We start from the raw sequence: 14,087 nt of genomic DNA, 5'->3' as shown, positions 1-14,087 counted from the left end.
TTATTCTACTTCACGTTTTCTTCTTGCGATGAGGTAAATTGCTCCCCCTGCAAGTAGTAGACCTAAACCGATCAGCATGAAGTGATACATGTCTGTTGCGGTTTTTGGTAAAGTTTCGCCAGTCTTGTTGTCAGCTTTTTTATCAGAAGTACCTGTTGTTGGATTCCCGGGATCTTTATCTTCATTTTTATCTGAAGGGGATGCTGGAACTTTTTTATTCGTCGCTGTAACCTGGACAGGTTCATCCTGCCCAATTTCTATTTCAAAACGAGTCGGTGTCTTATCTAGAACATAACCAGTTGGCGCTTCGGTTTCTACAAATTGATAACTTCCTGGCTTTAAATCTCCAACAAAAATCTTTCCATTTTCGTCGCTACCAAGATCTGTTTGCAATGTGTTTCCTTCTGCATCCTGCAGTTCAAAAATAGCTCCTTGCAGAAATTCACCTATATCATTTTGCTTCGTTAATTCCACACTACCACGACTTAACATGTTCGTGATCGTCACTTGCTTTGCTTCTAGCTGTCCTTTGTCGATCGTAAAGGCAATTGGCTCATGATCCTCATAGCCGAACAAAGGCTTTGTTTCTACTAATACATAGTTACCTGGTCGCAGATGAAGCTGCAGTTCTCCTGCTTTGTTCGTTTTGAGTTCTTCCTGCAATGTCTCTCCTGCTTCATTTTGCAGTTCAAATTGCACGCCTTCCAACGGCATGTCTTGCTGATCGAAATCCACTTTTGTTAAGTGGAAGCTTCCTTTGATAATCGCATTATCTGTAGTTAGCTTTAAAGTTTCGGCTTGCCCAAGTTCAATCGTGAAAGGGATCGGCTCATCGGATAAGTGGTACCCTTCTGGTGACGCTGTTTCCACAAACTGATAATTTCCTGGTTTCAACTCATCGACAAAGATTTTTCCATCTTTATCTGATGTCACGCCTTCTACGATTACGTCGTCCCCTTGTCTTACATCAAAGACGGCGCCTTCCAGTACTTCCTTCGTTTCATTATCCACTTTTGTTAACTCAACAGAGCTTGTTGTACGGATATTTTCCATTTCAAGTTCAAGCTGCTCCTGTTGGTCAAACACAATCTCAAACGCTATAGGTGTTTCGTCAAGATCATGGCCAAACGGTGCTTTTGTTTCAACAAACTGATAGCTACCTGGCTTCAAATCAAGAACTTCGATTTCCCCTGCTTCATTTGTAGTAAGGTCAGATTGTAATGTGCTTCCTTCTGCGTCCTGTAATTCAAATACCACACCACGAAGAGCTTCCTTCTCTTCCCCTACTTTACTTAAAACAACAGATCCTGTCGTCAGCTCATTAACAGCTTCTACTTCCACTGTTGTCTTTGGTCCTAACTCAATGGTAAACGTATGTGGCGTAGGGTCAAGATCATAGCCCGGAATGGACGCGGTTTCGACAAATTGATAGTTACCTGGTTTCAAATGATCAACCTGTAGTGTTCCATCAACATTCGTCACCAAATCTTCTTGGAGTGTATTTCCAGCTTCGTCTTGTAGTTCAAACACAACGCCCTCAAGCAACTTGCCATCTTCGCTTTTTTTCGTAAGCTCCACAGCACTTGTAGTACGCTCATTTACCTTCGTTACTGTTTCCTGTGTTTGTTGATTAAATTCAATCTCAAACACAACTGGACTCCAGTCAAGCTCATGACCAAACGGCGCCTTTGTTTCAATAAAAGTGTAAAAACCTGGCTTCAAATTTGTTACTTCAATTTGGCCGTTTTTATTTGTAGTTAACCCTTCGTGAATAACGTCATTTGCTCCATTTCGGAGTACAAACTCAGCTCCTTCAAGGGCTTCTCCTTCTTCTCCCTCTTTTGTAAGCAGGACAGTCCCTGGTGTCAGGTCATTCGTAAATTCAACTTCAACTGTTTCTTGTTGGCTCTTTACAATTTCAAACTTTTCAACATTTGTATTAAGCTCATATCCTGGGATACTTGCTGTTTCGACAAATTGATAAAGACCTGGTTTAAGATCTTCCACCACAAGTTTTCCAGTTTCACCTGTTTGTAGTTCTGATTTAACTGTTTCGCCTTCCTGTGTCTGTAATTCGAAGATAACGCCATCAAGAAGCTTTCCGTCTTCCCCTTTTTTCGTAAGGGCAACAGATCCAGTGATAAGTGCGTTCTCAGCCTGAACGATAGCTGTTTCCGTTTGACCTCTCTCAACCACTACTTTGATTGGATCCGCATTCAGTACGTAATGCTCTGGTGCTTCTTTCTCTACAAAATAATAGGTGCCTGGTCTTAGATCTCTAATGGAAATTTCGCCATTTTCATTTGTTGTGAAAGTTTCTTTTCCATCTACTGAAACAGCTTCCCCTGAATCATTCTGTAGTTCGAATACTGCGCCCTGAAGTGGAGCATTGTTGTTATCTGCATCTACTTTTTGTAGGGTTACAGATCCAAGCATGATATCATTTTTTGCCTTCACTTTCTTCAATTCAGTTTGTTTTTCACCAATGGTAAATTCAATTGGTGTGTCGTCTTGCTCGTAACCGAAGAGCGCTCCTGTTTCGATAAAAGCATACTTACCTGGTGCAAGGTCTTTTACCGTGATGATGCCTTCCTCGTTTGTTACTAAATCAGCCTTTACGGTTTCGCCAGCTTCATCAACAAGTTTAAATGTTACTCCAGCTAACGCGTCGCCTGTTTCAGCATCCTCTTTTGTTAATTGGACATGGCGAGTGATCTTCTTGTTCGATATGGTTTCGGTACTGACTTCAGCATCAACCGTAACTGTTTTTGTATCCTGTATTCCTGTCACATACCCTTCTGGGGCTCCCGTTTCTTTCAGGATATAATCGCCATACAGAAGGTTTTTAAAGGTAACTTTACCATCTTCCCCTGTTATATAGGTACGAATTGCATTTTCACCTGTTTTGTCATATAAGGTGAATTCCGCTCCTGCCAATGGTGTATTATCGGCAGCGTCTACTTTCAATACTTCCAGGCTACCCACTTCTCCGTCAATACCGCCACCGATTCCATCTAATCGAATTGGCTTGTTAACCTGATCGCCTGTATCAAGACCTTCCGTTCCTTCTCCTTCAAATGTTGCATTGTTTTTAATGTTTCCATCGCCTTTATGCAAAATGTACGTATCGTATTCCATTACATAGGCGCGGTCTATTTCCTCTATAAAGGTTAAGGTAAAGGTTTCGACTCCCTCATCGTTTTCCTCGAATGTCAGGGTATAATCTTCTCCTTCTTCAAGTGCTTCTCCCTTTTTAATTTCATTTGGTGAAGCAATCGTTTCGTATAAATGGAATGAGTCTTTTAAAAAGCTCTGATTGGCACTTGGCGTATCTGTCACTTTTCCATTCGAGACCGTTGATTGTGTGTAATTGATATTAAGTCGCCAGTTCACAACACGTGGGTTTTCTGCGTTTTGATTTGCCGTTTTGTTCGTGTATTCTCCTCCATGGGTAGGAGAAACACTAGCAGATAAATCAAAGGCATCCCTGTTGCTACTTGTTACAGTAGCTGTGTTATCATAGGACTTCTCGATAAGTTGATCGTTTAAATCTGTTTCAAAGGTGATCAAGTATGGGCTGTCAATGTTTCCTAGATGCACGCGGAAACCTTGCTTACCATCATCCGTCGTGAAAGACTCAATCGCACTGTCACCTAATATAACTTCTTCGCCTTTTTCATATCCGTTGGCGCCACCTGTAAGTTTCATTTTATAAACCTTCACAGAATTCAGGTCAAAATTCTGCTCACCTTGGATGATATCTTCGACAACGACATCTTTTAGTGTTGCCTTGTTATAATTAACCCCGATCTTCCAATCGATGACTTTTGACTCGATATTGTACGAGCCGTGCTTAAAGCCGTTTGCAACTGTGTAGCCGTCTGGTGTAAATGTGGCTGAGGTTTCCTTCGTAATTCGATCAGATTCAGACCCATCTTCAGGAATCCAATCCATTTTCGCTTTGTTCTTGAATGTTTTTGTTCCATGATCTACTTCATCAAAATCAATGTCGGTTGTATAGGTGATAAGGATTTCTTTTGTAATAGTGTTATGAAAATCTATTGTTAAAAGGTTACTTTCCGTAACAAAATTTAACGTGTATCCCTCTTCACCTAATTGACTTCCACCATGTGTCACAACAATATCTTGTGGCGTAAATCCATTCGGTAATGTATCAGAGAAGTTTACATCCTGCATGGTGTGTTCATCACGGTTAATACGAACCGTCCATCCCGTTGTCTTTTCATCATATTTGGCATTATTATCATTGGATTTATGCAAGACTTGTTGAACTAAACCTCTTGTTCCGCCTTTTTCATTTCCCGAACCATCCGTTATGGTATTTGAAACGGATTCATTGTCCAATACCCTGTCAGGTGCTTTTGTTTTATAAATGATTTTGTAAGCTTTATCAATTGTCTGATTAAATTGCAACGTGAATCCTTTTTCCGTTTCATTTACTGTATAATCACTGATATCTTTACTACCAGCTTCCGCCCCAGTATCTGGGTTAATCGCAATCTCTTTCACTTCAAAACTATCAGAGATTAACTCATGATTTCCCTCTAGGACATCCCTAAGTAAAGCATCATTTCGAGAGATTTCCTTCTCGTCATAATTGTATTTCACTTCCCAAGTGATAGTCTGAGTTGCTGAATCATAACCAGACGACCTCTTTTCGAGTGGTTTTCCACGTTTTACAGCAACAGAAGCTTCTGCTGAAACAGGCTCTGTATTATCTCCATCTAACGTTGCCTTGTTTTTATAGGAAGTACCTTCGTCATCGGTGATTTCTGTTTCATAGACAACCCTATAGGCACTGTCAATATTGCCAAGCTGTAATGGGAAGTCTGAGCCGAAACCATGATTACTAATCTCTTCGGTTCTGCTCTCATCAATGGACCCATTTGCATTCATGTGCAGCTGATATACTTTCATCGAGCCATCTATAAGGGTATGCTCTCCCGTAGTTTCATCAGCCAGCACAGCATTTTCAATAGATTGCAAGTTTTTATTGAAGTCTACTGTCCATGTGATTTTGTTTGTATTATAGGACTTTTCTGGCACACCGCGTTTATCAATTGCCGTCCCTCTTGGCTCGAACTTAATCGGATAGGTAATAGCATTTTCTCCCGCTATCGGAAAGGTAATTTCTTCCCCTTCTGCAGCACCTGCATAATGTGCATCAAATGCGGACCATAAATTAATATAGCCAGCGATATTAGAATTCTCTTCAATATTTTCATTGAAAGTGATGACAATCTCATTGTTTCCATTTACGATAAACTCTCCAAATTGCACACCAGTAGCCGTCTGAAGGGTAGTAGGTTCTGTGTTTGGTTGTACACTGAATACATCAGGCACTTTAATCTTGTACGTGGCCCCTGCTCCGTAGTGATGTCCATCTGGTAGTGCAAACTTGTAATCTATTGCAACCTGGAATGCATCATAAGGATTATCCACCCTTATTTCCTCACCAGGCACCAATTCTATTGGATCACTATCTTCAAATCGTTGTGACAAGGTTACATCTGTGATAAGGTTTTCTGTAATTTCAGAAGTCACAAAGCTGGTAACTTCTGCCTTCTCAACCTCAACCTTTGAACGCTCCTCATCCTGCTGCTCTTTCTCGTCAGCTACTTCTTCTGTTGACTTTTCTTCATCAGTATCCTTACTTTCCGCTTCCTCTGGTTCTACTGCTTCTTCTTCCTCAACTGCATCTGTGCTCTCTTCTGAAGTTGCACTTTCTTCTTCAGTTTCGGTTTCTTCCTTTTTAACTAACGCCTTAATGACAAATGTTCCCTCACTATTCCGTACTTCCTGCTCTGTTTCCGGATAAGTGATGGTGACATTTCCATCTGTGTGAGCCAGGTATGTTCCCCATTGTGCATCCTCATATGTCAGCACGCCTTGTTGTTCCTCTTGGATCTGCAACACATCAGATAACGTATGTGTTTCTTCACCACTCGCATTAGGCTCTACATCTGCCAGCGACCAGTCGACTTGTACTGTTACTTCTTCCCCGTCCTTAGCATCAGCTAATTCAAGGGCTTTCCCTTCAACATCCAACAATGTCACCGCTTGAAAAACACTGGTTTCATTGCCTTCTGCAAGGGCTGAAATTGGCTGTGCAAAGCTGCTAACAATGGTTTGAAATAGCAGCATGAACACAAACAATATGCTTAACCTCTTATTCAAAACTCCACGCTCCTTCGTTTAGGTTTTCTCCCGTTAAAAAGCAAGGGAATCCAATTCCTGATTATAGAGACGTCACCTATACTTTTTCTTTACATCAAGTTGGATGCCCAAATTTAAGGTTATGTCTAAAAGGGTGAAATAATTACCAGAAATAACCTGTAACCCCTTTACCAATAAAGGAAAATTGTCTATGCTAGAGGTAGAAGTTAGTACTGGAAAATGTTTGAACAGAAGGCAGGGAGAAAGTCATGATGAAAGCAGTTCTAGTCGATGATGAACCACTTGCATTAGGATTTCTTAAGCGGCAGCTTCAAAGGGGAAGTAACATACATATCATAGAGACACTCACCTTTTTCGATCCCTCCAGTCATACCTCTTTCATAAAAGAAGCAGACATTGTGTTTATGGATATTGAAATGCCTGAGCGAAATGGCTTTCAGTTAGCGGAACAACTTTTAGAAATGAATCCCAGCCTAGAAATTATTTTCGTAACTGCGTTTAACCAATATGCTGTGCAGGCCTTTGAAGTCCACGCATTGGACTATCTTTTAAAGCCTGTGCAAATTGATCGCTTAAAGACAACCATTGAACGCGCAGAAGCAAAAGTAAAGGGGAAACAACGGAAGATCGCGGAAGAACCAACATCACTTTACATCAATGTAAGCAAAGAATTAGTTTTCAACCTGACAAACAAGGAAGCCGAAATGATTACATGGCGCACATTACGGGCAAGAGAACTATTTCTATATTTGCTTCACAACCGAGGAAGAACGGTAAGCAAGGATGAGTTAACCGAATTATTGTGGGCAGAAATTGATCAAGAGAAGGCATTTTCTCAGCTTTACACGACGATTTATCATATAAGAAAGACACTATCAAATTTCAAATCATATCTCACTCTGAAAAGTGTGCAGGGTGGATACATGCTTATCCTAGCCAATACGTTGATTGATTTATATGAGTGGGAGCGCAGGTTAAATAGCCTCTCCGCAATAGACGAAGAGACCATTTCCCAAGCTGAAAAGAGTATGGCCTTGTATCAAGGGGGCTATTTAGAGGATTATGGTTATCTGTGGGCAGAAGCCGAACGCGTTCGACTGGAGCAGGAATGGATAGAAGCAGCCCAACTGCTTGCCGCATATTATCATGACCAAGGGGATACCTCGAAAGCTGAAGACTGGTATCGTCAGCTTTGCAGCAGGCATCCGGATGACGAAATTGCCAACTACCAATTAATAAAGCTTTATGCACTTACGGGAAAAAACAAATTAGCAGAAAGACAATATACGCTTTTCAAAGAAGCGCTTGTGGAGATTGGTAGCCCCATCCCTCATACGATGGAAAAATGGTATACCAATTGGAAACAGGGATTGGCACGTAAAATATAAAAAGGGCCGAAGCATTAAGGACAATGAATATTGTCATCCTTAGAATAATGTAGCAGGATTGTTTAATAAATTTATAGTTGTAACGGGAGGAGAAAGCATGCCAAAAGTTTTAAAAATCATGTTATTTTGGACGCTCGCATTTCCAAGCCTTGTTACCATGCTTCGTATTATTACAGATTATATTTTGGTCAAGGACATTGAACTGCTATCATACTCTGCAATTTTCTTAGGTATAGCTGCTGCGGGATTGATTTTAGCTGGACCATTGAATTATTTCATATTAAAGTCTAAAGAAATGTAAAATTGTTTCATGGTAAAAAGCTTGGGACGTGTTGCCCGAGCTTTTTTTGTGTACTTGTATTGGCAGATAAATTTTTAAAAAACAGCACGCTCCTGAGAAGGAACGTGCTGTTTTTTCACCTTTATGATTTGATATCTGCAATCATGGAATGAACTTTCTGTATTTCTTCGTCTGGCACTAAGTAATAGTAAATACCGTCAATGGTTGTGCCGCTACCTTGTACCATGTAGTTATCTACATTTTTACGGACGCCTCTGTAGTTAGAGAACAGATTTTTCATGTCTTCAAAGTCTAGGTTTGTCGCCATGTTGTTCCCAAGCACATCAATCACGCCACCAATTTTATTCACAGAGCCTACCGAGGCCCCTCTATCTACAATTCCTTGAATTACCTGACGCTGTCGCTTAGTACGTCCAAAGTCTCCAGAGCTATCCTGTTTTCTCATCCGGACAAATGCCATCGTCTTATCGCCATCCATCTCGACAGGACCTTCTGTAAAGTCATATTTCCCATCATTCCAAGCAATTTCATTGTTCACTGTAATAGTTCCTAGCTCATCGACTAGCTCAGATAGTCCCTCCATGTTCATACGGACATAATAATCCAGCTCAATATCAAGGAAGTTTTCTACTGTTGCTACGGACATGTCCGGTCCACCAAATGCGTAAGCATGGTTGATCTTGTCTTCTGTACCTTTGCCGACAATCGTTGCCCTTGTATCACGTGGAATACTGATCAATTGCATCCGATCTGAATCAGGATCAAGTGACAAAACCATAAGAGCATCAGAACGCCCTTTATCTGCTCCCCTTGCATCTACACCCATAAGTAAAATATTTAAAGGCTCTAAATCCTTAACCTTTTTCTTCGTAACTGCTGTATCAATTGACTCTATTGGCTCATTCATCTTTTCATTCACTGTATCTTTTGCATTGTTGTATAAGGTAAATGCATAAACCCCAACTCCAACCAAAAGCAATAGTACTACTATTATTGGTATCTTCAGCCATAATCTCCTTGGCTTCTTGCGCTCAGACCTTCTCATATTTGTGCCCCTTCTCTAACTCAATCTTTATAGTAGTTATTTTTTAACGATAATTTGTATAAACACTACTCTATTATACCTACAAAACTAGACAGAAAACAACACCAATTTCCAAAAAAATACTATATAATACGGGAGACTTAGATTGGCTGATGGTGGGGTACTCAGGGGTGATGTTCTTTCGCTGCAGGGCGATGTTCTCTCGTTCTCGGGCGATATTCTTTCGCTCAAGGCCGATGCTCCCCTTACTCTCGAGCGATACTCTCTCGCTCATGGCCGATGCTCCATACGCTCTCTCCTAGATTAGTGATGATGCTCATGATCGACTTCTTCCTCTTGGGCTCCCTCTTGCAAAATTTCTAGTTCTTCATCTGAAAGCTCTCCTACGATAAATTGCTTTTTAGGTGTGATGATCGAACCATTAGAACTAGCATGGAGTTTTATAAAATAGAGTCCGTCCTCGTCAAAGTCCTTTTTCACATAAAAGGCTCCATCTCCTTTCTGCTCTACCTCTTCCATTGGAAAAGATAAGGATCCATCCTGCTTCCATATTTCCGCATGCAGAAAGTCTGGGTTCTCTACGCTTTCCCCGTTCTGTTTCAGTGTAATAGAAATTACCTCTTCCGCGTTATCTTTAAAAGATTTCGGGATTTGAATATCAGCATGCAAAGGAGTTTCTTCCTTATAAAGACCTGCCACACCTGTATTCAATGAACAAGCACCAAGCACAAGAATGAGCACAATTAGAACCAAACTGGTTATAGCTTTTTTCATCGTGTAAGCCTCCTTCTATCATTAGGCATTGAAAAACCGTCGCAATGCAGGTATTCGTTTAATTAATAAGAGATCGATAAGTAAAATACAAATAATGGACAAGCCTACTAATGGGAACAGGATTCCTAGCCAGATTAATACGGCCAAAAAGAGTTTCATATTAAAAAGTCCACCAGACTTTGGCGCTCCGATTCCGTTCTCTGGTTTTCTTTTCCACCATAAATAAAATCCGCTTAGTACGATAAAAATGATGCCAAGACAAATTGCCAGACTCACAAGTTGGTTAACGATGCCAAACTCTGTTCCTTTATGCAACGTGATGCCCAACGCAACCAGCTTTCCAATTGGTTCATAATTGTCATATCGATAATCTGCAAGAATGGCACCTGAATACTGATCAAGGTGCATGGTAATTTCATCTCGTGCTTTAGGTGGAAAAGCAGATAGCGTGAAAACTCCTTCTTCGTCATTTGGAAAAATAACCGCATAGCTTGGGTGGACACCCTCTCGCTTGGCAGTTGACGTAATATCATCAATCGAAGCAGGTACCAATCCCTGTAAATCAGATTGCGGTACATCTAATGTTTCCGCAGCCCATGGCACATCTGCTATTTCCTTTGTTTGCACACCAGAACTAGGCGCATCGCCCACCCAGACGGACGGTGGATAACCAACTCCTGCATTTGTTGCGATTGTTTGGAAGTTAGTCCCCCAGAAGCCAGACCACGGCAGACCTGTCATGATTAGAAAGAACATCCCTGCCGCTATCCAGAACGCTGGAACGGCATGCAAGTCTCGTCGTAACGTCATTTTTCCTTTATGAAAACGGGGATAGACAACGCCTCCCAAAGTCTTTCTTTTTCTAGGAAGCCAAAGAAAAATTCCGGTCACAATGAGGACTACACCCCATGAGGCAGCAAGTTCTACGATTCGATCACCCAACGTTCCTACCATTAATTCTCCATGGAACTCCTCTATTTTATCCATGATGCGGTCTTCATCATTTAGCTCACCAAGTGGCTCACCTGTATAAGGATTCACAAAAACAGTCAGTGTTTCTCCTTCAGACGACAACCCTACCTCACTTGAGCGTGCATCATCCTCACCTGGCCGAAAACTAGTGACCACCGCACCTGGATGAGTTTCTTTCGCTTCTTCTAAGATCTCAGAATCTGCAAGTCTCTCATCCTGTGGTGTGACATCATAATAACCAGCGTAAATTATGTTTTCAATCTGTGGTTTAAATAAATAGATACTTCCCGTCACGGCAAGAATCAGTAGGAATGGTGCGATAATAATACCCGCATAGAAGTGCCATCTCCATACCGTTTTATAGAATAAAGCTTTCTGTTTCTTTTTTGTTTTATCTTCAGAGACTTGATTGGACATTTCATTTTTTATGGGATCCATAATTTTGCTCCTATACTTTTCTAGTTTCATGAAGGAATGAACTTAGGTGAGATAAATATTCCTATTTAGCTAACGCTACTCGTTCCATTTTAGATCACTTACCGTACATGTTATTTTGTTATGAATCAATAAGCAAGAGAATTAGTGAGGTTTTTTGTTAACAATTGTTAATCTGTAACATTTCAGACAAGAAGATACGCGAAAGGTGTAGTTGCAGGGGTTTTGGGGGAATTAACATTAACACGATCTTATGGTGAAATCTATAATATAATTAGATCTTCCATTCTTTCATGATTAATTGTTTTTCCCCAAGATCTAATTGATATACCGCAATTACGACCGATTGTGGTACTACAAACGTTATTTATTTCAAACATTCATTCCCTTTCTTTAAGTTAGTCCTTGTAGAATATCAGCAAATTTAACAGGCCCTGAAATCCCTTAATAATGTAGGAATCCCAGAGCCTTGATATGGAAATACTTTATTGTTGATGCTCCGTCAAAGTGTTGGAGAGACCCCTAATAATACTAGATTAATCTACAAAACCATCTAGAAATTTACTTGCTTCACTATTAAACTTCCACATTATCCCGAATTTATCGACTACCATTCCAAAACTTGCTGACCATGGTGTAGAAGATATCGGGACGAGCACAGTTCCGCCCTCTAAAAGCCTTTCGAAAATTTGTTTATTCATTTCTGAATCAGCATCAATAATACTGATTAAGACAGTATTCCCTTTTGTGATTTCACCTGTGGCACCTTGCATAAAAGGTGGAACATCAGAGATCATTAAAATATTGCCTAAAAACTCAATACGTGATTCCATAATCATGTTTTGTTCCTCTTCAGTTAATGGCGGAGTTGGATCTTGACCAAAAGCACCAAATCTAACCATTTTCACGCTAGTTGCTGGTAATGCCTTTTCATAAAAGGACAACGCTTCTTCTGCTCTTCCATCAAATTGTAGATAAGTTATTGCTTTCATATTCTATTCCTCCTTTTTATATTTGAAGTATAATGGGAAATAGGCGACATATGTATGTCGTATATTGGAGGAAACTATGAAAAAAATTGAGCGACTTATCTCTATAGTGATGATTTTGTTACAAAAAGAAGTTGTATCAGCGTCAGAATTCAGCCGGCTTTTTCATGTAACAAAACGAACGATTCAACGTGATATGGAAACATTAAGTTACGCAAACATCCCTATTTATGCAGAATTTGGTGCTGAAGGGGGTTATGCCCTAATGGAAGAGTATAAATTCGATAAACGATTACTAAATCACAAGGATATTGAAAATATACTCGTAGCTTTAGGTGGCTTTGAGGGACTGATTACGAATCAAGAGATTCAAACGACTATTCAAAAAATCAAAGGAATGACCAACGCAGATATTTCTCCAACACTTGATTTAAATTTCTATAATTGGTCGGGAAGAAGCCAAATCAACGAAGATATCTTATTTATCAGGCAAGCAATTGATAACAATTGGTTATTAAAAATGGAATATGTGGATCAAAAAGGAAACAAAACATACAGAGTAGTAGAACCCTATAAGGTACATCTTAGGGAGATGCGTTGGTATCTTTTCGGTTTTAGTTTAGAACGACAAGACTATCGAACATTTAAGTTGACGAGGATACTAAATATCCAAAAAGACGGTTTTTTTGTGCCAAGGACTGTTCAGAAAATTAAAGATGAAAAACAATACGATGAACAAATACGTTTGGTTCATGTTCAGCTATCGATAGATGTTGCTGTAAGAGATCAATTTATCGAAAGATACGGAAAAAATGCTGTTAAAAAAGATTCTGCAAGAAGTTACCTTGCAACGATTGAATTGCCCGATAATCAATATGCCTATCAATTTTTAGCTGGATTCGGTAATAAGGTTAAGATTTTAAAGCCTAAGAGGTTTATTACAAAATATGTGAATTTTCTGGAGGTAGCAGTAAAACTATACAAATAAGACGAGGTAAATCGGTCCAAGGGCGTTTACATGAGAAATCCTTTCAATTCAATTTTTACTGCTATCCTAATAATTAATTGTTAGGCGACCATTGTCCTCCCCAACCATTTGTCTGTTAAATCTGCTGAATTTTGCATTTCCGCTTTCATTATCGCAAACTTTCAATATCAACACTCCTCTAAACAATAAATAAGTTGATTGCAATAGCTTTCCGTCTTAGTTTGACAGTAAATTTATTGTTCGATCTCGATGTTTTGTTCAACTTTTCGCTCCTGAAAATTTTATAACTGCTCTGCCCTAAATAACGGGCGCTAATCCTCGTTCAGGAATAGCGCCCGTTAATTGATATAAAGAAAACCTCTTTAAAGCTACTTCTCCGTCATTTTTCTTCCTTTACCTGCTTTATTAATCCTCGAACCGTTAGAGAGAAAAGTAGAATAAGGAGCACACTTACAATAAGGATGGATACTGTGTTTGGCTCACCGAAAATAACTTCAAACAAATCACTAAAGTTCGGTAACCCTAACGAGTTAAACAAACTCGATAATAGAAACCCGGTTAATATACCCAGTAAGAAAAGTAGTGCCACTTTCATCGTCTCGACCTCCTTCTATCCATTGACTTTTTTACCTGTCTTCCAATCTAATTAATTATTAGAATAATGAGTTAAATAAAGTGTACCGTTATTTTCCAGTAATGTATACCAATCAAATGAATAAAAATGTTCCTTCCCCAATTAGTACCAGCACATGCCAATTAAAGAAATGGAAGAAGGACAATCTACGGCTCTGTAGAATTAACTAAGTAAGGGGTTTAACTAACCGTAAAAGAGGCTTAACCATGACTATCTCATTTCAGTCCATTTCCAAGGATGAAAAACATATTCTTCAAAATTTATCCCGCCTCAACTGGCAGTAAAACCCCCACTTCAAGAATGTGGGAAGCAATCAAGCGTTCTAAGTGGGGGATCAACTGCCAGTAAAGGTCCGATTCGTTC

At 39.8% G+C, this 14,087-nt stretch carries 9 protein-coding genes; 3 read left to right on the top strand and 6 right to left on the bottom strand.

Annotation, left to right across the window (positions count from 1 at the left end; all coding sequences use genetic code 11):
• Positions 1-6,198 carry a SpaA isopeptide-forming pilin-related protein gene (locus AC6CHS_RS10025; protein WP_498235870.1) on the bottom strand — a complete coding sequence of 2,066 codons (6,198 nt, stop codon included), beginning with the start codon at positions 6,196-6,198 and terminating at the stop codon, positions 1-3.
• A 251-nt stretch (positions 6,199-6,449) separates the two neighbouring features.
• On the opposite strand from AC6CHS_RS10025, the gene AC6CHS_RS10020 reads away from it, so the two are divergent.
• A complete protein-coding gene (locus AC6CHS_RS10020; RefSeq protein WP_498235869.1) occupies positions 6,450-7,586 on the top strand; it encodes a response regulator in 1,137 nt (378 codons plus the stop codon).
• 97 nt (positions 7,587-7,683) lie between these two features.
• Entirely contained in the window at positions 7,684-7,887 is a 204-nt protein-coding gene (locus AC6CHS_RS10015) for a hypothetical protein (RefSeq protein WP_498235868.1), read from the top strand.
• A 121-nt stretch (positions 7,888-8,008) separates the two neighbouring features.
• Here AC6CHS_RS10015 and AC6CHS_RS10010 read toward each other — a convergent pair whose 3' ends face one another.
• The 4 genes from AC6CHS_RS10010 to AC6CHS_RS09995 form a co-directional block, all read right to left on the bottom strand.
• Positions 8,009-8,932, bottom strand: coding sequence for an LCP family glycopolymer transferase (locus tag AC6CHS_RS10010; RefSeq protein ID WP_498235867.1), 924 nt, complete (start codon positions 8,930-8,932; stop codon positions 8,009-8,011).
• A gap of 303 nt (positions 8,933-9,235) precedes the next feature.
• Positions 9,236-9,706 (bottom strand): FixH family protein, encoded by a 471-nt coding sequence (locus AC6CHS_RS10005; protein WP_498235866.1) that lies wholly within the window; start codon positions 9,704-9,706, stop codon positions 9,236-9,238.
• Between the two features lie 21 nt (positions 9,707-9,727).
• Entirely contained in the window at positions 9,728-11,116 is a 1,389-nt protein-coding gene (locus AC6CHS_RS10000; RefSeq protein ID WP_498235865.1) for a PepSY-associated TM helix domain-containing protein, read from the bottom strand.
• Between the two features lie 533 nt (positions 11,117-11,649).
• Positions 11,650-12,105 carry a VOC family protein gene (locus AC6CHS_RS09995; protein WP_498235864.1) on the bottom strand — a complete coding sequence of 152 codons (456 nt, stop codon included), beginning with the start codon at positions 12,103-12,105 and terminating at the stop codon, positions 11,650-11,652.
• Positions 12,106-12,181: 76 nt separating this feature from the next.
• Between AC6CHS_RS09995 and AC6CHS_RS09990 the strand changes: the two genes are divergently transcribed.
• The gene (locus tag AC6CHS_RS09990; RefSeq protein ID WP_498235863.1) at positions 12,182-13,090 is read left to right on the top strand and encodes a helix-turn-helix transcriptional regulator; all 909 of its coding nucleotides are present in this window, start codon (positions 12,182-12,184) and stop codon (positions 13,088-13,090) included.
• Positions 13,091-13,469: 379 nt separating this feature from the next.
• On the opposite strand, the gene AC6CHS_RS09985 is transcribed toward AC6CHS_RS09990, so the two are convergent.
• Positions 13,470-13,685, bottom strand: coding sequence for a hypothetical protein (locus AC6CHS_RS09985; RefSeq protein WP_498235862.1), 216 nt, complete (start codon positions 13,683-13,685; stop codon positions 13,470-13,472).
• Positions 13,686-14,087: the final 402 nt, after the last annotated feature.

Source organism: Oceanobacillus sp. GQ8 (assembly GCF_059758495.1).
Note: the sequence above shows the minus strand (reverse complement) of the source record. Positions and strands in the feature narration are given on the sequence as shown.